We start from the raw sequence: 20,281 nt of genomic DNA, 5'->3' as shown, positions 1-20,281 counted from the left end.
CGGATCGCCCTCGGCCGGCAGCGCCTTGAACATGCCGTCACGGCCTTCGACGTAGGTGCGCCCGCCATCAGCGGCCACGGCATTGACGCCCAGCGAGTAGAACGGGTTGCCTTCTGGCGTGACCAGGTACCAGCGGCCATCACGCTTCTCGGTACGGAAAAAACCCTTGGCCTCGAACGCCGGCCCGCCCAGCAACCCGCCATAGCTGTCCAGTTGCTGCTTGCCGTGCTCTGCCAACCAGCCCTTGAGTTGCTGCTGCTCACGGCCTTCTGCAGCCTTGAGTTGCTCATCGCTGGCAATCTTCTCTGGCCATTGGCCGCGTGTGGACTGGCCGTAAGCGTCGATCAATTCATGGTAGGCGGCCTGGTAGGCCTGGTCGTCATCCTGAATACCCACTTTCTCGATCAGCAGGTTCTGCGCCACCTTGGGGTTGGGGATCGTCAGGCTGACGGACGCCACTTGCTTGAGGTCGACCGCACCTGCGCTGCTGGTCAGCAGCAGGCGTTGGCCTGCGTACGCCCATGGCATCGGCGGCCCGGCGCGCATGCCCTGGCTCAACGGCGAGTTGGCCTTGAGCGGTACCATCACCGTCTGGGCGGGGCCTGCGGGCAGGTCGATGCGGCTGGTCAGCGTGCGGCCATCACTGCCCAACACGGTAACGTCCACGGTCAGCGCCCAGTCCATTGCGCTTTGCAGGCGCAAGGTCAGGAACTGCCCGGCAGACCAGTCCCACACACCGCTCTGCGGGCTCAGGCGCAAGGTCGGCCGCTCGGCCGGGTTGAACACCACGCGCCGCAACACCTCACCCCCGGCCGTCTGCTCTGCGTTGTACTGCGGCATGCCGGCATCCTCGGTCACCACATTGACCACCGAGGCCGGGCGCACGAAGCTGAACAGCGTCTGCTGCCCGGCCAACAATGGCGAGCTGAACAACAGGGCGAATACGACAGGCAGGGTACGGCGGACCATAAGGCTGGGGCTCTCCTTCAGGGCCCTCATGAGCCCAAGACTGAGTGATGGACAACAAGCCGGTGCAGAGTGCTCCGGCCGTCAGGAAATCTCCCGCCGGAACGGCGGTAGCGCATTGAGAATAGCCTTGCCGTAGCGCTGGGTGACCAGACGTCGATCAAGCAAGGTGATGACACCGCGATCCTGCTCGGTACGCAGCAGCCGGCCGCAGGCCTGAATCAGGCGCAAAGAGGCGTCGGGCACGGCAATTTCCATGAACGGGTTGCCGCCACGGGCCTCGATCCACTCCGCCAGGGCCGCCTCGACCGGGTCATCAGGCACCGCGAAGGGGATCTTGGCGATCACCACGTGCTCGCAATAAGCGCCAGGAAGGTCTACCCCTTCGGCAAAGCTGGCCAGGCCGAACAACACGCTGTGTTGGCCATCATCGACCCGCGCCTTGTGCTTGTTCAGGGTTTCCTGCTTGGACAGGTTGCCCTGGATCAGCACCAGCTTGCGCCAGTCGCGGTCCAGGCCGTCGAACACATCCTGCATCTGCTTGCGCGACGAGAACAGCACCAGCGCGCCACGGGCATCATCGAGCATGTTGGGCAGTTCACGGATGATCGCCGCCGTATGCGCCGCCGCATCACGCGGATCGGCGCCCAGGTCGGGCACCCGCAGCACGCCGGCATCGCCATGCACGAACGGGCTGGGCACCACGCAGGTCACGGCATCGCGAGGCAGGCCAGAGCGCATGCGGTAACGGTCGAACTTGCCCAGGGCGGTGAGCGTGGCGGAGGTTACCAGCGCACCGTGGGCGACGCTCCACAGGCTGCGACGGAGCATTTCGGCCGCCAGAATGGGGCTGGCGTTGACTTCGATGTCGAACAGCGCACCGCTCTCGGCCAGGGTCAGCCAGCGCGCCATGGGCGGGCTGTCCTCGGGGTCTTCGGCGGTGAATGCCGTCCACAGTTCCCAGTTGCCCTGGGCACGGGTCACCAGGCTGCCAAACAGCGGGTACCATTCCTCGGCCTGATGGCTGGCGATACCGATATTGACTTCACCGTCCATGCCTTCCTTCAACAGGTCGGCCAGGCGGGTGAACAGATCGTTGAGGCGGGCAAAGCCCTTTTTCAACTCGATGCCCACCTCGCGGATCTGCTCCGGCACCACGCCGCCTTCGAAGCGATAGCGCGGGCGCTCACGGCCCTCGGTGTCTTCACTGGGGCGGAAGTCCGCGACTTGCTCGCACAGGGTGAACATGAACTGCTGCTGGGTACGGATCTCGCGGGCCAGCTCCGGCACCTGTTCGATCAGTTTGCCCAGGTCCCCCGGCAACGGGTGCTGGGCCAGCAGCTTGGTCAGGTTCTTGGCGGTCTGCTCCAGCCAGTCGGCGGTGGAGCGCAGGCGCGAGTAATGGGCGAAATGGCCGATGGCCTTGTCCGGCAGGTGATGGCCTTCGTCGAACACGTACAAAGTGTCGCGGGGGTCGGGCAGCACCGCGCCGCCACCCAGGGCCAGGTCAGCCAGGACCATGTCATGGTTGGTCACGATCACGTCGACCTTGCCCATGCCTTCGCGCGCCTTGTAGAACACGCACTGCTGGAAGTTCGGGCAGTGGCGGCCCGTGCACTGGCTATGGTCGGTGGTCAGGCGTGCCCAGTCCTGGTCTTCCAGGGCTTCGGACCAGCTGTCACGGTCACCATCCCAGCGGTTGCCCGCCAGCTTCTCGATCATGCTGTTGAACAGCTTCTGGCTACGCTCGTCGACCTCGATGTGAAAGCCTTCTTCCTCGAACAACTGGGCGGTGGCCGACTGCGCGTGGCCTTCCTGCAGCAGCACGTCGAGCTTGGACAGGCACAGGTAACGGCCGCGCCCCTTGGCCAAAGCGAAGCTGAAGTTCAGCCCGCTGTTGCGCATCAGGTCGGGCAGGTCCTTGAAGACGATCTGCTCCTGCAGGGCGACGGTGGCGGTGGCGATGACCAGGCGCTTGCCAGCGGCCTTGGCAGCCGGGATCGCGGCCAGCGCATAGGCGACCGTCTTGCCGGTACCGGTGCCGGCCTCTACCGCGACCACGGCAGGCTCGCCGGCGCGGCGGCCTTCATCGTCGCAGGCGATGTCGCCGAGTACCTTGGCCACTTCGGCGATCATCAGGCGCTGGCCGTAACGCGGCTTGAGGCTCTTGGCTTCGAGAAAACGCGAGTAGGCGCCCTGGATAGTGGCTTTGAGTTCGTTGCTGATCATGGTCTGCAGACGCCCGAAGGGCTGGATATATTTTCAGTGTTTCGCATGGGGCGGCTATCATACCCCGCTATTGCCCTTTATGCCGCATGGAGATCCGGATGCTTGCCTTTGCCCTGCCCTACACACTGCATGTCCTGGCCGCCCTGGTCTGGGTCGGCGGCATGTTCTTCGCCTGGCTGGTGCTGCGCCCGGCAACGGTTGCAGCCCTCGACGGGCCTGCTCGCCTGCGGTTGTGGGTGGAAGTTTTCCGACGCTTCTTCGGCTGGGTCTGGGTGGCAGTGGCGATCTTGGCGATAAGTGGTATCGGCATGTTGCACATGCGCTTCACAGGCCTGGAGACCGCGCCCAAGTACGTGCAGGTGATGATCGGGGGCGGTATCGCCATGTTCGCCCTGTTCATGCGCATCCAGGCGCTACTGTTGCCGGAGCTGAAAACGGCCGTGCAAGCAGAGGACTGGCCAGCGGGGGCTGCGGTGCTGGGAAGGATTCGACGCATGGTCGGGATCAACCTGCTGCTGGGCATCGCCGTGGTGGCAGTGGCCAGTTCGCGATTGATGCTGTAGGCGACGCGCCCCCTTGGGCCACGCCGCCCCTTAACGTCAAAGCCGTTGCAGGATCAACTCACCTGAAGCACCAGCCAGGCCTGGCTGGCCCGGTTGCCCTGGCCGGCCGCTGGCACCGGCATCGGTGCGATACACCAGGCACCCTTTGCTCGCCCCGCCCTTGCCGGCCTTGCCGGCGGCACCGGCCCGGCCTGGCGCACCGCCATCCAGCCGTACCACGATGCGCTCCTGGGCAAAACCTTGCGGCAGGCTCAGGCGAATTCGCCCGCCCGCCGCGCCATCGTGCCCATTGCCCCCGTCATCGCCATTGGCGCCACGGCTGGCCTGGCCCCAGGTACAGCCCCCAGGCTGGCCGTTGGCGCCGTCGAGCCCGGCATAACCGGGCGCACCCGCGCCACCTCGTGCGTCGATCGACAACAGCCCGGCGTCGACCTCGTCCAGCTTCAAGTCCAGGCTTCGACCGGAACGGGCCGCACGCTGGTAGGTGCCCGGCGCACCCGGCGCACTGATCTCGCTCCCCTCGCCCAAGCGGGCATTGCGCGCCTCGATGCGCAACGGGTGGTCAGATGGGGCAATGGCGATACGCGCATCACGCCCCAGCTGCAGATGATCGATGGTCAACTCGGTCAGCGTGGCAGGCAGCAGCAACGTCGCTGAATCGGCCACGCGCAAATGCTCCAGGTGCACGCTGGCCGACTTGTCGGGCAGACGCAGCATGGAGTTGGACGCCACTTCAAGGGTTTCGGCCTGGGCCAGGGGAGCGGCCAACATGGCCAGCAACATCAGATTACGCATTGCGCGGCGCCTCCTGCGCACGAGGAATGGACATGACATGGAAAATACCCGTCAGCAGGATCTGCAGACGGTCGAACCAACGGTGGCTACGGCCACGCAGGCTGGCGTTGAAGAACAGCACCTCGAGCACATGCAGGCTCAGCAGGACAATGCCTGCCGTATTGATCAGAAGATTGAATGGCAGTGGTTGTGGCAGCAGCAGATTGAACAGCACCACACCCCAGAAGACAACCGTCAGGACCTTGCCCAGGCCCAGGATGAATTTCATGCCCCGCCCCCTGCATTTATTGTTCTGTCGAAACGGCCCGTTCGAGCGGGCCGTGCGGCCAACAGTACCTGTACTGGCTGCCTGTGTCATTGGCCACACCCGGCTTGCCGGTTTGAAGGCGCGCCCGCGCCACTGCCCAAGGCGCGGGCGCGGGCCGTCAGCGCTGGATCTTGATCTCCGTGCGACGGTTCATGGCGCGCCCATCGGCGGTGGCATTGTCTGCCACAGGTTGGGTTTCACCTGCACCGACCACCGAGACGAAGCTGCTGCGGGGTACGCCGCTTTCGACCAGGTAATCGGTCACCGAATGAGCACGGCGCTCGGACAGTTTCTGGTTGTAGCTGTCTGACCCGACACTGTCGGTATGGCCACTGACGCTAAGCCGCGCACTGGGTGCTTCCTGCTTGAGGCGGGTGGCGATGGTGTTGAGGCGCTCTTTATCGGTTGCGGTCAGGCGTGCAGAGTCGAACTCGAAGTGCACGTCACGGATGACGATGACTTCTTCCTTCTGCACCACCACTTCCTCGACCACCGCGACCGGCTCCGGTGGGCAGCCATTGGCATCGACCTGCACGCCGCGCGGGGTGCCTGGGCATTTGTCTCGGCTGTCCGGTACGCCGTCACCATCCTCGTCGCCATCGCCATGGGCCCAGCAATAGCCCGCCGCCAGGCCACCGCCCAGCAACGCGCCCCAGCCAGCCCAGCTGGAACTCTCGATGGCGCCCAGGGCGGCGCCGCCTACACCCCCGACGGCAGCACACTTCGGCCAGTCGGTCTTTTGCAAACCTGCACAACCAGTCAACACACTGGTGAGCAGTACCAGGGGTATCGCTGTGCGTACTATGCTCATTTTCGTCGCATCTCCTAGGGGGAATCGGCATAAGGCCGATCTCTGGCAGTAAAGACCGCACAATCCATCCCTGCCAGCAATAAGCCACGACGCAGTTACATGACGCTTTGCCCACGCGCTGCGGCCCGCTAGTCTTGGACGACTTGAACGAGGATTGGCAATGACCGACGGTTTTTCCCAGCGCACTCCCCAGCAGGCCCTGGCAGCCCTGCTCGAGCGTTTCACCCCCCAACGCCTGTTGCTGGTAGGCACACGCTTCCCGGCGCTGGACGCCTTTGCCCAGGCTCACCCGCAGGTGGCGATTGCAACGACCGCGCCTGGGCCGCTGCCGGTTGACCTGGCAAACCAGCGCTTCGACCTGGCGGTACTGGTGGACTGCCTGGAGCACCTGCCCAAACGCACGGGCCTGGAACTGCTCGGTGGCATTCGCAACCTCAATGCCAGCCGGGTTGCTGTGCTGGCCGATCTCTCGGCTTGCGGCTGGCAAGACACCGATTTCTTCGCCCTGGCCTTGTCGGCCAGCGAAAAGTTCCGTCGTGAAGGGCAGGTACTGAGCCTGTTCACCTATGATCTACATGACTACAAGCAAGTCCCGGACTGGCTCAATGCGCGATTCTGGGCCAACCCTGAAAATTTTGGAAAGTATTGGTGGTGATGATGAGTGTCTCGGTCTGCCCTTGTGGCAGTGGCAACCTGCTGGACGCCTGCTGCGGGCACTACCACGCCGGAACCCCGGCCCCCGATGCCCAGACGCTGATGCGCTCGCGCTACAGCGCTTACGTGCTGGGCCTGGTCGATTACCTGGTGCACACCACCCTGCCGGCCCAGCAGGCGGAACTGGACCGCGCCGCCATGGCCAGCTGGAGCGCACAGAGCACCTGGCTGGGGCTGGAAGTGGAAAACGCCGAGGTGCTGGGTGGTCAGCCTGAGCACGGCTTTGTCACCTTCACCGCTCGCTGGCACGATCAGGAGGGCGATCACCAACACCGCGAGCGTTCGGCGTTCGTCCAGCATGATGGGCGCTGGTACTTCATCGACCCCACGGTCGGGCTCAAGGCCGGGCGCAACGACCCTTGCCCGTGCGCCAGCGGTCAGAAATTCAAGAAATGCTGCGCAAGCTACGTGGCCAGCTGAACATGATCGCCCAGGCCCGCGTGCTCATGCTTGGCGCCTTGTTGGCCCTGCTGGCCGGCTGCGCCAGCTGGGGCGGCGACGACTGGCGCGAACCCGAGGTACACCTGGTCAAGGTCGAGACGGTCAAGGCCAGGCTGCTGCAGCAGGAATTCGTGCTGCACCTGCGTGTCGACAACCCGAACGACAGCCGGCTGTTCATCCGTAGCCTGGCGTATTCGATACGGCTCAACGACCTGCTGCTGGTGCAGGATGAGACCAGCGTATGGCGCAGCGTTGGCGGCCATGCCCGGCGCACGTTCAAGATCACCGCGCGGACCAACTTGTGGCAGCACCTCAAGCCACTGGCCAAACTGCTTAAAAGCGAACAACCGCTGCACTACACCCTGCAGGGGGAACTGGCCACGGGGCTACTCATCCATCGGGACCTGCACTTGTCGCGCAGTGGTGAGATAATCCCCGGTGATTTCTTACCGGAGTAACCCTGCAATGACCCAGCAACCCCATGTTCATGGCCCTGACTGCAACCACGATCATGATCACCCGCACGATCACGACCATGGCCATGTGCACGGCCCGCACTGCAACCACGGCCATCAGGAGCCGGTGCGTAATGCCCTGAAGGACGTTGGCCGCAACGATCCTTGCCCCTGCGGCAGCGAGAAGAAATTCAAGAAGTGCCACGGCGCCTGATGCGACCGTTGTGCTGATGAAATCGAGCGCCTCGTACATGCCTTGAGCATGAGGGCGCTCAATCTCGACAACACCTCAATACCCAAGCCAAGCACCTCGAAGCCCCCCTACCATTCGTAAATAAACCGCCTCAGCACCTTGCACCGCGCCTGCGCGCTCACTACCTTAGCGCCTTCCAAACCCCCGCCACGCCTTGCAGGAGCCCTTGTCATGGCCGCCCCCGCCTTTCCTCCCTTCCGCCTGCGGTTCACGACCGCTGCCACGCTGCTCGGCACGCTCGGACTCGCCGGCTGCCAGATGGGCGGCTATCAGGGCAGTGTGCCACCGACCACCGGCGTGCAACCCCTCAAGGGCCTGGCGCAAAACGTCTCGGTACGGCGCAATGCCATGGGCGCTCCGCTGATCGAGAGCGGCAACTTCCATGATGCCCTGTTCAGCCTGGGGTATGTACATGCCGGTGATCGCATCGAGCAGATGGTCGCCATGCGCCTGCTCGCCCAGGGCCGCCTTGCCGAACTGGCCGGCAGCGAAGCACTGGACATCGACCGCCTGATGCGTGCCGCCAACCTCAAGCAAAGCGCCGCCCAGCAATACGCCGACGCGTCGCCACGGCTCAAGCGCTTCTTCGAGGTCTACGCCCGCGGGGTCAACGCCTACCTGTTCCGCTACCGCGATAAGCTGCCCACCGGCCTGGCCAGCAGCGGCCATCGCCCCGAGTACTGGAAACCAGAAGACTCGGCGCTGATCTTCAGCCTTTACGCTTTCAGCCAGTCAGTGAACCTGCAAGAGGAACTCAGCGCCCTGACCTTGGCGCAGAAGGTCGGCAGCGACAAGCTGGCCTGGCTACTGCCCGGCGCCCCGGACGAGCCCTTGGCCGACGCCGAAGTGGACAAGCTCAAGGGCCTGAACCTGGCCAGCCAGCTACCCGGCTTGCCGGCCCTGGCGGCGGCCAGCCAGAAACTCGCCGACCTCGACCTGCTCGGCAGCCCCGACTCGGCCAACCTGGCCTTGGCAGCCCAGCGCAGCCGCAGCGGCAAGAGCCTGCTGGCCAGCGACAGCCAAGCGGCCTGGGCCTTGAGCCCGGTGCAAATCCACACCAGCAAGTACCAGGTCGCCGGCCTGTCACTGCCAGGCCTGCCGATCGTACTGGCCGGCTACAACGGCAAAGTCGCCTGGAGCAGCAGCGCCGTGATGGCCGACAACCAGGACCTGTACCTGGAACAACTGCGCCGCCAAGGCAACCAGCTTAGCTACCTGGCCGACGGCAAGTGGCAGCCGGCCCGGGCGCGCAGCGAAACCTTCTTCGTGCGCGGCCAACGCCCTCTGCGCGAGGTGATGTACGACACACGCCACGGTACCCTGCTCGCCCAGCCGGGTAGCGCAAGCCTGGGCCTGGCCTTGGCCCTGCCGCAATTGAAGGGCGACCGTAGCCTTGACGCGCTGTTCGACCTGACCCGTGCCAAAACGGTCGAACGCGCTTTCGACAGCACCCGTGAAGTCGCTGCCGCGGCGCTCAATTTCGTCTTCGCCGAGCCTGATCACATCGGCTGGCAGGTCAGCGGACGCTACCCCAACCGCCGCGAAGGCCAGGGCCTGCTGCCCTCGCCCGGTTGGGACGGGCGCTACGACTGGGACGGCTACGCAGACCCGATGCTGCACCCTTACGACCAGGACCCGCCCGCCGGCTGGATCGGCCACGCCAACCAGCGCAGCCTGCCGCGCGGCTACGGCATGCAGTTGTCCAACACCTGGTACTACCCCGAACGCGCCGAGCGCCTGGCCCAGCTGGCCGTTAACGGCCGCCACGACAGCCGCAGCCTGATGGCCCTGCAGAACGACCAAGTCACCCTGCTGGCCGACAAGCTCAAGCAGATGTTCGACGCCCCGGGCATGGGCCAGCCGCTCAAGCAGGCGATCGAGGCACTGCCACCCGCTCAGCGCGACAAGGCCCGCGACGCCCTGGCCCGGCTCAAGGCGTTCGATGGCCGCCTGAGCCCGGTGTCGGCGGATGCCGCACTGTACGAATTGTTCCTCCAGGCGTTCGCCCGCGAAACGTTCCTCGACGACCTCGGGCCGGTGTCCAGCCCTGCCTGGCAGGCGTTCGTCAGCAATGCCCGCTTGTCCTACTCGGCCCAGGCCGACCACCTGCTGGGCCGCGAAGACAGCCCGTTCTGGGATGACCGCAGCACACCGCAGAAGGAAGACAAGCCGGCAATCCTCGCCCGCAGCCTGGCCGCTGCGGTGGATGCAGGCACTGCGCAACTCGGCGCCGACCGCCGTGCCTGGCAATGGGGCAAACTGCACCAGTACCGCTGGCCAGCACCGGCCTATCACGGCCTGGGGGACACTGTCAGCCGCTCACCGCTGGCTGCCGGTGGCGATTTCAGTACCCTGGCACTGACACCCTACGCCTGGGGCAATGACTTCGACACGCGCCTGCCGGCCTCGGCACGCATGGTCGTCGACTTCGGCCAGGCTGAACCCTTGCAGGTACTGACCAGCAGCGGCCAGTCCGGCAACCCGGCCAGCCAGCACTACGGCGATGGGCTGGATGCCTGGTTCAAGGGCCGCTTCATGAGCCTGCCGCTGCAACCGCAAAACTTTGGGCGGGCCTATGGCAACCCGCGGCTGACCTTGGTACCTGGCCGCTAGAGGCCAGTTTCCCTCTGATCAACAGCGCGTCGGGCTCTTAGAATCCTCGGCACCGCACTGGGTAATGCCTATCGAGTGCGGCCATTTCCAATGAGGATGCCACCATGACTACTGAAACGCTCAACATCGAAGTTTCCTGGCCAGATACGCTTGACGTCCCGGCTGGCGCTACCGTTAATGCGCAGATTTGGGTCGGCAACGAGGTAGCCAGTTACCGGCTGATCTCCGACAGCGATGTCGACGCCCCGGCCACCACCTCGCCAGCCACCATCGCGTTCACCTACGATACCGAGGACCTGCTTCCCGAAGATGCCGAAACCGTGTGGGACCACTTCCACACCTCCCCCTACCTCATGCACGAAGGCAAGCGCCTCAACATTGAGCGCGTTGCAAAAATCAGCGTCTCCGACGCTCAGTTGTCCGGTTGGAAGATAGCGATCTCCTGATGACCCCAGGCAGCCCTGCCCCAGGGCTGCCTGCTCGATTAGAATTCGAACTTCCCGATACCTGCCACGCTCTGACTTAGCAACCCCTTTGCCAGCCGCCGTGCCATGGACCTCGTAATCGCCCGCCCCGAAGGCCTGTACTGCCCGCCCGGTGATTTCTACATCGACCCCTGGCGGCCGGTGGACCGTGCCGTCATCACCCATGGCCACGGTGACCACGCGCGTACCGGCAATCGCCACTACCTCACCGCCGCCTCTGGCGAAGGTATCTTGCGCAGTCGCCTGGGCCAGGCTATCGACCTGCAGACCCTGGCCTACGGCGAGCGCATCCGCCACCACGGGGTTACCCTGAGCCTGCACCCGGCCGGTCACGTACTGGGTTCGGCGCAAGTGCGCCTGGAACACCAGGGCCAAATCTGGGTCGCTTCGGGCGACTACAAAGTCGAACCCGACGGCACCTGCGCAGCCTTCGAGCCCGTGGCGTGCCACACCTTCATCACCGAGTCGACCTTCGGCCTGCCGATCTATCGCTGGCCCAGCCAAGCCGAAGTCTTTGCCGGCATCAATGCCTGGTGGCGGGCCAACCGCGATCAGGGCAAAGCCAGCGTGCTGTTCTGCTACGCCTTCGGCAAGGCGCAGCGCATCCTTCATGGGCTTGACGCGAGTATCGGGCCGATTCTGGTCCACGGTGCGGTCGAGCCGCTGAACCGGGTGTACCGAGAGGCAGGCGTGTACTTGCCAGAAACCCGCTATGCCGGCGATATCCCACGCAACGACCCGTTGCTGCGCCAGGCCTTGGTCCTGGCCCCACCGTCAGCCGGCGGCAGCAGCTGGATGCGCCGCTTCGGCGACTACAGCGATGCCTTCGCCAGCGGCTGGATGCTGTTGCGCGGTACACGCCGCCGGCGTGGCGTCGACCGCGGCTTCGTGCTGTCGGACCATGCTGACTGGCCAGGGCTGCTGTGGGCCATCGGCCAGACCGGTGCACAGCGGGTGATGGTCACCCATGGTTCGGTCAACGTGCTGGTGCGCTATCTCAACGAACAGGGCCTGGATGCCCGCGCCTTCGCCACCGAATACGGCGATGAAGAAGAGTCGACACCCGCCGGTGCCGAGGCATGAAGGCCTTTGCCGCGCTGTACCTGCGCCTGGACGCGACCACCTCCAGCAACGCCAAGCTCGAAGCGTTGCGCGATTACTTTGCCCAGGCCCCTGCCGACGATGCGGCCTGGGCCGTGTACTTCCTGGCCGGTGGCCGCCCCCGGCAACTGGTGCCCACCCGTGTGCTGCGTGAACTGGCCACTGCGCTGGCAGCACTGCCCGACTGGCTGTTCGAAGAGAGTTACCAAGCCGTGGGCGACCTTGCCGAGACCATTTCGTTGCTGCTGCCTCAGAACAGCCAGGGCAGCGACGATGGCTTGGCCTACTGGGTCGAGGCTCACCTGTTGCCCCTTCGCGGGTTGCCACCCGAAGAGATCCGCCAGCGCCTGCCACCGCTCTGGGCGCAGCTCGACCGGCCCAGCCTGATGCTGTGCCTGAAGCTGATCACCGGCAGCTTTCGCGTCGGCGTGTCCAAGCTGCTGGTCACCCGCGCCCTGGCTCAGCTGGCAGACCTCGACGCCAAGCGCGTAGCCCAGCGCCTGGTCGGCTACACCGACATCGGCCACCGCCCCAGCGCCGCCGATTACCACCGTTTGGTGGCCGCCGAGTCGGCCGATGAGCACAGCCAGCGCGGCGGCCAGCCATATCCATTCTTCCTGGCGCATGCGTTGCAGGCGCCAACCGAGCAGTTCGATGCGCTGCTTGGGCCCCCGAGCGATTGGCAGGTCGAATGGAAGTGGGACGGCATCCGCGCCCAGGTGGTCAAGCGTGACGGCCAGCTGTGGGTCTGGTCACGCGGCGAGGAGTTGGTCACCGATCGCTTCCCCGAGCTGCACAGCTTGGCGCAAACCTTGCCGGATGGCGTTGTGCTCGATGGCGAGATTCTGGTCTGGAAGCCTGGCGCCACCCGCGGTGCGCTGGCCGTGCAGCCCTTCGCCCTGCTGCAGCAGCGCCTGGGCCGCAAGACCTTGGGCAAGAAGCTGCTGGCTGACGCCCCCGTGGTGCTGCAGGCCTACGACCTGCTGGAATGGCAGAGCGAGGATTGGCGCAACCGCGCGCAGCATGAGCGTCGTCGGCAGCTGGAGCGCCTGGTAGCAGAGTACCCGCTGGCGCCGGTGCTGCTTTCGCCGTTGCTCGAAGGGCTGAGCTGGGCCGACCTCGCCGAGCAACGTGAGCAGTCGCGCAGCCTGGGCGTGGAAGGCCTGATGCTCAAGCAGCGTGAGGCCCTGTATGGCGTAGGCCGCACCAAGGACATGGGCACCTGGTGGAAATGGAAGATCGACCCGTTCAGTGTCGATGCCGTATTGATCTACGCCCAACGCGGCCATGGCCGCCGCGCCAGCCTCTACAGCGACTACACGTTCGCCGTATGGAACGCGCCCCCGGGCAGCCCCGACCGGGCCTTGGTACCCTTCGCCAAGGCCTATTCCGGGCTGAGCGATGAAGAGATGCGCAAGGTCGACGCGATCATCCGCAAGACTACCATTGAGACGTTCGGCCCGGTGCGCAGTGTGACCCCGACGCTGGTCTTCGAACTGGGCTTCGAGGGCATTGCCCTGTCCAGCCGCCACAAAAGCGGCATCGCCGTGCGCTTTCCGCGCATGCTGCGCTGGCGCCTGGACAAACCGGTGGAAGAAGCCGACGACCTGGCCACACTGCAGGCATTGCTGATCTGAAGAGGCACAGAGTGGCAAACTATGCTTCTATCTTTGTGCCGACCCGTGTCGCAGACCGTTTTCGCCACGTAGCCAGGACCCCCATGCACCATTCGACCCACGACCTGCTCGCCCCCGTACCGGGCATCTCACGCCAACTGCACAGCTTCCACTTTGGCCCACGCGGTGGTGGCAAAGTGTACATCCAGGCCTCGCTGCATGCCGACGAACTGCCCGGCATGCTGGTGGCGTGGCACCTCAAGCGGCGGCTGGCCGAGTTGGAGCAGCAGGGCCGTCTGCAACGGGAAATCATCCTGGTGCCGGTGGCTAACCCGGTAGGCCTGGAACAGGTACTGCTGGACGCCCCGCTGGGGCGCTTCGAACTGCAAAGCGGCGAGAACTTCAATCGCAATTTCGTCGACCTGTCAGACAGCATCGGCGATCAGATCGAACAGCACCTGACCCAGGACCCGGCCCACAACATTGCCCTGATCCGTGAATACCTGCGCCGCGGGCTGGACGCACACCCCACCCGCACGCCCCTCCAGGCCCAGCGCCTGATCCTGCAGCGCCTGGCCTGTGACGCCGACCTGATACTGGACCTGCACTGCGACTTCGAAGCCGTCGAGCACCTGTACACCACACCCGAAGCCTGGCCTCAGATCGAGCCACTGGCCCGTTATCTGGGGGCCCAGGCCAGCTTGCTGGCCACCGACTCCGGCGGGCAATCGTTCGATGAATGTTTCAGCCTGGTCTGGTGGCAGTTGCAGCAACGCTTCGGCAAGCGTTTCCCGATCCCGCTGGGCTGCTGTGCGGTGACCGTCGAGTTGCGTGGGCAGGCGGATGTTAGCCACGAACTGGCCGGCAAGGACTGCCAGGCGATACTCGACTTCCTGACCCATGCCGGCGTCATCGAAGGGGCCCACGCGCCCCTTCCACCGCTGCCCCGCCCGGCCACGCCGTTAGCCGCCGTGGAACCGATAACTGCGCCGCTGGGCGGCTTGCTGGTGTACCACGCCCGGCCAGGCCAGCACCTGCAAGCCGACCAGTTGATCGCCGAAGTCATCGACCCGCTCAACGACCGGGTAACCGCCGTGCGCAACAGCCAACCCGGCCTGCTGTACGCCCGCAGCGTGCGGCGCATGGCGACGGCGGGCATGGTCATCGCCCATGTGGCGGGCGAGCAGGTGTGCCGCAGCGGCTACCTGCTGGGCAACTGATCCGGTAAAACCAATCGGCCGGGCAAGCGGTCAGTAGAAGCACAGCCTTCGAAGGATCACCTGCCCCCATGCCCGCCTCCACCGACCTCGCCAATGCCTGGTTCGCCCAGCGCGGCTGGAAGCCGTTCGCCTTCCAGCGGCGTGTCTGGGCAGCCGTCGAGCGCGGTGAATCCGGGCTGTTGCACGCCAGTACCGGCGCCGGTAAAACCTACGCGGTCTGGCTGGCAGCGCTTCGCGCATTCGCCACCAGCCCCTCTGGCCGCCAACCGGCCCCCTTGCAGGTGCTTTGGGTCACGCCCATGCGCGCCTTGGCCACCGATACCGCGCGCGCCTTGCAAGCACCGCTCGATGAACTGGGGCTGAACTGGAGCGTTGGGGTCCGCAGTGGCGATACCCGCAGCGCAGAGCGTGCGCGGCAGGCAAGACGCCTGCCCAGCGTATTGATCACCACTCCCGAAAGCCTGACCTTGCTGCTGACCCGGGCACAGGCCCGCGATGACTTCGCAGGCCTGCGCCTGGTGGTGGTGGACGAATGGCATGAGCTGTTGGGCAACAAGCGTGGCGTACAATTGCAACTGGCCTTGGCGCGACTGCGTCACTGGCACCCGCAGTTGCTGACATGGGGGCTGTCGGCCACCCTCGGCAATCTGCAACACGCCCTTGAGGTGCTGTTGCCCCAAGAAGGGTTGCTGGTACAAGGCCGACAGGACAAACAACTGCAGGTAGACACCTTGCTGCCCACGGCGATCGAGCGTTTTCCCTGGGCAGGGCACATGGGCCTGAAGATGCTCGACCAGGTCAGCAGGGAAATCGACAATAGCGCCAGCAGCCTGGTCTTCACCAATACCCGGGCCCAGGCTGAACTCTGGTATCAGGCATTGCTCGATACACGCCCAGACTGGGCCGGCCTGATCGCCCTGCACCATGCCTCATTGGCCCGCGATACCCGCGACTGGGTCGAACGCAACCTGAAGCAAGGCACGCTGAAAGCGGTCATCTGCACCTCCAGCCTGGACCTGGGCGTGGACTTCTTGCCTGTGGAGAGGGTGTTGCAGATCGGCTCGGCCAAAGGTATCGCTCGGCTGATGCAGCGCGCCGGGCGCTCCGGGCATGCCCCCGGGCGCCCCTCGCGAGTGACCCTGGTGCCCACCCACAGCCTGGAGCTGGTGGAGGCGGCGGCGGCCCGAAAGGCGCTGCTTGCCGGGCAGATCGAGGCCCGAAGTTCGCCACGCCTGTGCATGGATGTGTTGGTGCAACACCTGGTCAGCATGGCCCTGGGCAGCGGCTTTCGGCCCGATCATCTGCTCGACGAAGTGCGCAGCACCTGGGCCTTTCGCACGTTGCGCGACAGCCAGTGGCAGTGGGCGCTGGACTTCGTCTGCCACGGCGGCAACTCGCTCAGCGCCTACCCCGACTACCAGCGTGTCGAGGCCCAGGCCGACGGCGTTTGGCGGGTTGCCAGCGAGCGCCTGGCACGCCGGCACCGCATGGGCATCGGCACCATCGTCAGCGACGCCAGCCTGCAGCTCAAGTATTGGAGCAAGGGCGGTGGCGGCAAGTCGCTGGGCAGTGTCGAGGAGGCCTTCATCGCCCGCCTGCGTCCGGGTGACAGCCTGGTCTTCGCCGGCCGGGTGCTGGAGTTGGTGCGGGTCGAAAACATGACCGCCTACGTACGCCGCAGCACCTCGCGCAACGCCGCCGTGGCACGCTGGAATGGCGGGCGCATGCCACTGTCCAGCGAACTGGCCGATGCCCTGGTCGAACAACTCGATGCCGCCGCCCACCAACATTACGACGGCCCGGAAATGCGCGCCGTACGCCCCCTGCTGGAGCTGCAGGCCCGCTGGTCGGCCCTGCCGACCACCGGCACGCTGCTGGCAGAAACCCTGAAATCACGCCAGGGCTCGCACCTGTTTCTCTATCCGTTCGCCGGGCGTATGGCCAACCTGGGGCTGGCCAACCTGATTGCCTGGCGGGTCAGCCGGGTACAGCCACTGTCTGTGTCCATCGCCGTCAGTGACTATGGCTTTGAACTGCTCAGCCCGAGCGCCGTGGACTGGGCGGCGCACTTGCCCACTGCGCTATCGCCCGAGCAGCTGCTGGAGGACGTATTGGCCAGCCTCAACGCGGGCGAGATGGCGCTGCGGCGCTTTCGCGAAATCGCCCAGATCGCCGGGCTGGTGTTTGGCGGCTACCCGGCAGCGCAAAAGAGCACCCGGCAGATCCAGGCGTCGAGCGGGCTTTTCTACGAGGTGTTTCGCAAGCACGATGCCGACAATTTGCTGCTGGGCCAGGCCCGGGACGAAGTGCTGCGCGAAGAGCTGGAGATCGATCGGCTGCAGCGCCAGTTGCTGAAGATGGGCCAACTGCGGCTGGACCTGCGTGAATTGCGCCGCCCAGGCCCATTGGCCTTTGCCTTGCTGGTGGAAGGGATGCGCGAGACCTTGAGCACGGAGAAACTGGCTGACCGCATTGCGCGGATGGTGGCAGACCTGGAGACCGCAGCGAGTGGAAGGCGATGAATGATTACCTGGCCATCGAACACTGCGAAGAAACGCTTTGGCTGTTGCCGGACAAAGCCCTGTACTGGCCTGCCCGCCGCGCCCTGCTGGTAGCCGATGTGCATATCGGCAAGGCCGCCAGCTATCGCGCCCTTCATCAACCCGTGCCGCGCGGCACCACCGAAGCCACCTTGGCACGCCTGGATACCCTGCTGGCCAGCCATGACTGCCAATTACTGGTGGTCCTCGGCGATTTCCTGCATGCCCGCACCGCGCGCGCACCTGCGACGCTGGCCAGGCTGCAGGCGTGGCGCCAACGGCATGCCGAGCTACGGATGGTGCTGGTGCGTGGCAACCATGATCGCCAGGCGGGCGACCCACCGGCTGAACTGGATATCGAGGTGGTGGAAGAACCGTGGGTGTTGGCGCCCTTTGCCTTGCAGCACGAGCCTGTCACCCACCCTCAGCACCCAGTGCTGGCCGGGCATGTTCACCCTGTGTTCGTCTTGCAGGGGCGAGCCAGGCAGCGACTGCGCCTGCCTTGCTTTCTGATCGATGACAAAGTCAGCCTGCTACCCGCCTTCGGTGAGTTCACCGGTGGCTGGCGCGTCCACCCCGATAGCACCAGCCGAGTGTTTCTGACCGGCGCTGAACGGGTATGGGCGCTATAGCAGCACCGGCTTAGGCGACCGGCGCGGGAGGCGGCTCATCGGGCAAGGTCGGTTCACCTGGCTCCATGGGCGGCGTTTCACCGGGTTGCGGTGGTTGCGGGGTATCGGGACCTGGCTGATGAGGCACGCCCCCCGCCTGCATCGGCAGCGGATGCGCCAGCAATGACCACGGCAACAACCCGATCTGATTGGGCTGCAAGCCAGCCAGCTTGGCACTGATTGCGGGATGGAGTTTCATTGGCGGCTCCTGACGGGCGCCGATACGCGTCATGCACATCGGCAGTTACCCGTTGGAGTACCAAACGCACGGGGAATTCCCCGCGCTCGTCGGCTCAGGTGCGTGGCAAGGTGACGCCGCGCTGGCCCTGGTACTTGCCGCCGCGGTCCTTGTACGACACTTCGCACTCTTCGTCGGATTCGAGGAAGAGCATCTGCGCCACACCTTCGTTGGCATAGATTTTTGCCGGCAAGGTGGTGGTGTTGGAAAATTCCAGGGTCACGTGGCCTTCCCACTCCGGCTCGAGCGGGGTGACGTTGACGATGATGCCGCAGCGCGCGTAAGTGCTTTTGCCCAGGCAGATGGTCAGCACGTTGCGTGGAATGCGGAAGTACTCCACAGTGCGGGCCAGGGCGAAGGAGTTTGGCGGGATGATGCAGACGTCGCTTTTGACGTCGACGAAGCTGCCGGCGTCGAAGTTTTTCGGGTCGACGGTGGCCGAATTGATGTTGGTGAACACCTTGAATTCGTCGGCGCAGCGCACGTCGTAGCCGTAGCTGGAGACGCCGAAGGAGATGACCCGGCTGTCGTGCTCGCCGCGCACCTGGCGCTCGACGAACGGTTCGATCATGCCGTGTTCCTGCGCCATGCGGCGAATCCACTTGTCCGATTTGATGCTCATGGCGGGGTGTCCTGAAGAGTTGCTAGGTGAAAATCGTGAGGCGCATCTTACCGGTCCCGGCGCTCGCTTCAAAGTTCCATCCTTCATTCTGGCTATAATCCCCGCCGGGCGGGGCCTACAGCCGCCGCCGATCTGAATTTCAGTAAAGCGGCTTCTGGCCATTGGCAGGTTGCAGAAAGTGGGGTAAGGTGACGCCACTGTGCTGCACGTGACACCGAGAATCTCTAGTTTGATGCACGATCTGATCGGCCCATCTCTGAATTTTCTGCTCTCTTTGCACTCAGTCCCGGGCAGGGTTTTTCCTGACCGTAATCAACTTTGTCCAAGGAGACAGAAACATGTCCAATCGCCAAAACGGTACCGTTAAGTGGTTCAACGATGAGAAAGGCTACGGCTTCATCACCCCTCAGTCGGGTGACGATCTCTTCGTACACTTCAAAGCCATCCAAGCTGACGGCTTCAAGACCCTGAAAGAAGGCCAGGCTGTTACCTTCGTCGCTACCCGCGGCCAGAAAGGTATGCAGGCTGAAGAAGTTCAGATCGCCTAAGTCGATCTAAGCTTACAAGCTTTCAAAAAACCCGCCTTCTGGCGGGTTTTTTTATGCCTGCTGCAATCGCACGCCCTGTAGAAGCGGCCTTGCCGGGCCGCTCCTGCAGTGACCGCTACAACGTCAAGGGTATTAATCCTCGCTGATGGTAATGTTCGGCATCGCCGGCGCCGCCGCTTCCTGCAGGACGATGCGCGCGCCCACCTGGCGAGCCAACTCCTGATAGACCATGGCGATCTGGCTTTCCGGCTCGGCAATCGCCGTCGGCTTGCCGCTGTCGGCCTGCTCACGGATCAGCATCGACAGCGGCAGCGAGGCCAGCAGATCGACGCCGTATTGGGCCGCCAGTTTTTCACCACCACCTTCGCCGAACAGGTGCTCGGCATGGCCACAGTTCGAACAGATGTGCACGGCCATGTTCTCCACCACACCCAGCACCGGGATGTTGACCTTGCGGAACATTTCCACGCCCTTCTTGGCGTCCAGCAGGGCCAGGTCTTGCGGGGTGGTGACGATCACCGAGCCGGCAACCGGCACTTTCTGCGCCAGGGTCAGCTGGATGTCACCGGTGCCAGGCGGCATGTCGATCACCAGGTAATCGAGGTCATCCCAGGCGGTCTGGGTCACCAGTTGCAGCAACGCACCGGACACCATCGGGCCACGCCATACCATCGGCGTGTTGTCGTCAGTGAGAAACGCCATGGACATGACTTCCACACCATGCGCCTTGATCGGCACAAACCACTTCTGCTCGCGAATCTGTGGCCGGGTGCCTTCAGCGATGCCGAACATCACGCCCTGGCTTGGGCCATAGATATCCGCGTCGAGAATACCTACCCGGGCGCCTTCCCGGGCCAGGGCCAGGGCCAGGTTGGCAGCAGTGGTCGACTTGCCGACGCCACCCTTGCCCGAAGCCACTGCGATGATGTTCTTGACGTTGGCCATGGCCGGCACCTGGGCCTGGGCCTTGTGCGCGGCGACCACGCAGTCGATCGACACCTGGGCGCTGCTGACGCCATCAAGGTTGCCGATTGCTGTCTGCAGTACCTGGGCCCAGCCGTTCTTGAACAACCCTGCGGCATACCCCAGTTGC

Annotated in this window: 20 protein-coding genes and 1 pseudogene; 13 read left to right on the top strand and 8 right to left on the bottom strand. The window is 64.7% G+C overall.

Translation table 11 applies throughout. The annotated features are described in order from the left end of the window. Together NP534_RS17330 and dinG are read right to left on the bottom strand one after the other, a co-directional pair. Positions 1-969, bottom strand: a pseudogene (locus NP534_RS17330) (beta-agarase); the annotation flags it as partial. A gap of 81 nt (positions 970-1,050) precedes the next feature. Beyond that, complete coding sequence (dinG, locus tag NP534_RS17325) at positions 1,051-3,195, bottom strand: ATP-dependent DNA helicase DinG (protein ID WP_274099511.1); 2,145 nt, start codon at positions 3,193-3,195, stop codon at positions 1,051-1,053. A 98-nt stretch (positions 3,196-3,293) separates the two neighbouring features. Here dinG and NP534_RS17320 point away from each other — a divergent pair, with 98 nt between their 5' ends. Further along, complete coding sequence (locus NP534_RS17320) at positions 3,294-3,758, top strand: CopD family protein (protein ID WP_033702640.1); 465 nt, start codon at positions 3,294-3,296, stop codon at positions 3,756-3,758. Positions 3,759-3,794: 36 nt separating this feature from the next. On the opposite strand, the gene NP534_RS17315 is transcribed toward NP534_RS17320, so the two are convergent. The 3 genes from NP534_RS17315 to NP534_RS17305 form a co-directional block, all read right to left on the bottom strand. Continuing rightward, a complete protein-coding gene (locus NP534_RS17315) occupies positions 3,795-4,553 on the bottom strand; it encodes a collagen-like protein (protein ID WP_274099510.1) in 759 nt (252 codons plus the stop codon). After that, complete coding sequence (locus NP534_RS17310; protein WP_033702642.1) at positions 4,546-4,821, bottom strand: DUF1145 domain-containing protein; 276 nt, start codon at positions 4,819-4,821, stop codon at positions 4,546-4,548. The genes NP534_RS17315 and NP534_RS17310 overlap by 8 nt, the downstream gene beginning before the upstream one ends. A gap of 157 nt (positions 4,822-4,978) precedes the next feature. Beyond that, complete coding sequence (locus tag NP534_RS17305) at positions 4,979-5,671, bottom strand: OmpA family protein (RefSeq protein WP_274099509.1); 693 nt, start codon at positions 5,669-5,671, stop codon at positions 4,979-4,981. 160 nt (positions 5,672-5,831) lie between these two features. Here NP534_RS17305 and NP534_RS17300 point away from each other — a divergent pair, with 160 nt between their 5' ends. The 11 genes from NP534_RS17300 (at position 5,832) to pdeM (ending at position 17,741) form a co-directional block, all read left to right on the top strand. Continuing rightward, a complete protein-coding gene (locus NP534_RS17300) occupies positions 5,832-6,326 on the top strand; it encodes a DUF6231 family protein (protein ID WP_274099508.1) in 495 nt (164 codons plus the stop codon). A gap of 2 nt (positions 6,327-6,328) precedes the next feature. After that, positions 6,329-6,805: a YchJ family protein gene (locus NP534_RS17295; protein WP_274099507.1), complete on the top strand. Its 477-nt coding sequence runs from the start codon at positions 6,329-6,331 to the stop codon at positions 6,803-6,805. A 2-nt stretch (positions 6,806-6,807) separates the two neighbouring features. Continuing rightward, positions 6,808-7,284 (top strand): LEA type 2 family protein, encoded by a 477-nt coding sequence (locus NP534_RS17290; protein ID WP_274099512.1) that lies wholly within the window; start codon positions 6,808-6,810, stop codon positions 7,282-7,284. 7 nt (positions 7,285-7,291) lie between these two features. After that, positions 7,292-7,495, top strand: a complete 204-nt coding sequence (locus tag NP534_RS17285; RefSeq protein WP_033702646.1) for an SEC-C metal-binding domain-containing protein — start codon at positions 7,292-7,294, stop codon at positions 7,493-7,495. Between the two features lie 210 nt (positions 7,496-7,705). Beyond that, the gene (locus NP534_RS17280) at positions 7,706-10,147 is read left to right on the top strand and encodes a penicillin acylase family protein (protein WP_274099506.1); all 2,442 of its coding nucleotides are present in this window, start codon (positions 7,706-7,708) and stop codon (positions 10,145-10,147) included. A gap of 104 nt (positions 10,148-10,251) precedes the next feature. Beyond that, the gene (locus NP534_RS17275) at positions 10,252-10,593 is read left to right on the top strand and encodes a hypothetical protein (protein ID WP_274099505.1); all 342 of its coding nucleotides are present in this window, start codon (positions 10,252-10,254) and stop codon (positions 10,591-10,593) included. 105 nt (positions 10,594-10,698) lie between these two features. Next, on the top strand, positions 10,699-11,715 hold the full coding sequence (locus tag NP534_RS17270; RefSeq protein ID WP_274099504.1) for a ligase-associated DNA damage response exonuclease: 1,017 nt from the start codon (positions 10,699-10,701) through the stop codon (positions 11,713-11,715). Then, a complete protein-coding gene (locus tag NP534_RS17265) occupies positions 11,712-13,370 on the top strand; it encodes an ATP-dependent DNA ligase (protein WP_274099503.1) in 1,659 nt (552 codons plus the stop codon). Before NP534_RS17270 ends, NP534_RS17265 begins: the two co-directional genes overlap by 4 nt. 83 nt (positions 13,371-13,453) lie before the next feature. Continuing rightward, the gene (locus NP534_RS17260) at positions 13,454-14,569 is read left to right on the top strand and encodes a succinylglutamate desuccinylase/aspartoacylase family protein (RefSeq protein WP_274099502.1); all 1,116 of its coding nucleotides are present in this window, start codon (positions 13,454-13,456) and stop codon (positions 14,567-14,569) included. Between the two features lie 68 nt (positions 14,570-14,637). Beyond that, a complete protein-coding gene (locus NP534_RS17255; RefSeq protein ID WP_274099501.1) occupies positions 14,638-17,091 on the top strand; it encodes a ligase-associated DNA damage response DEXH box helicase in 2,454 nt (817 codons plus the stop codon). Next, positions 17,088-17,741 (top strand): ligase-associated DNA damage response endonuclease PdeM, encoded by a 654-nt coding sequence (pdeM, locus tag NP534_RS17250; RefSeq protein WP_274099500.1) that lies wholly within the window; start codon positions 17,088-17,090, stop codon positions 17,739-17,741. Before NP534_RS17255 ends, pdeM begins: the two co-directional genes overlap by 4 nt. Before the next feature lie 10 nt (positions 17,742-17,751). Here the strand turns inward: pdeM and NP534_RS17245 are convergent, their stop codons facing one another. Together NP534_RS17245 and dcd are read right to left on the bottom strand one after the other, a co-directional pair. Beyond that, entirely contained in the window at positions 17,752-17,979 is a 228-nt protein-coding gene (locus tag NP534_RS17245) for a hypothetical protein (RefSeq protein WP_274099499.1), read from the bottom strand. A 94-nt stretch (positions 17,980-18,073) separates the two neighbouring features. After that, positions 18,074-18,640 (bottom strand): dCTP deaminase, encoded by a 567-nt coding sequence (gene dcd / locus NP534_RS17240; RefSeq protein ID WP_012313046.1) that lies wholly within the window; start codon positions 18,638-18,640, stop codon positions 18,074-18,076. Positions 18,641-18,978: 338 nt separating this feature from the next. Here dcd and NP534_RS17235 point away from each other — a divergent pair, with 338 nt between their 5' ends. Then, positions 18,979-19,188, top strand: coding sequence for a cold-shock protein (locus NP534_RS17235; protein ID WP_012273869.1), 210 nt, complete (start codon positions 18,979-18,981; stop codon positions 19,186-19,188). A gap of 132 nt (positions 19,189-19,320) precedes the next feature. Here NP534_RS17235 and apbC read toward each other — a convergent pair. Next, a partial coding sequence (apbC, locus tag NP534_RS17230) for an iron-sulfur cluster carrier protein ApbC (RefSeq protein ID WP_274099498.1) occupies positions 19,321-20,281 on the bottom strand: 961 nt, incomplete at its 5' end.

Origin of the sequence: Pseudomonas sp. 39004, assembly GCF_028682155.1 — a bacterium.
Taxonomy (GTDB): domain Bacteria; phylum Pseudomonadota; class Gammaproteobacteria; order Pseudomonadales; family Pseudomonadaceae; genus Aquipseudomonas; species Aquipseudomonas capeferrum.
The sequence above is the reverse complement of the archived record's forward strand: the minus strand, read 5'-3'. Positions and strand labels throughout refer to the sequence as shown.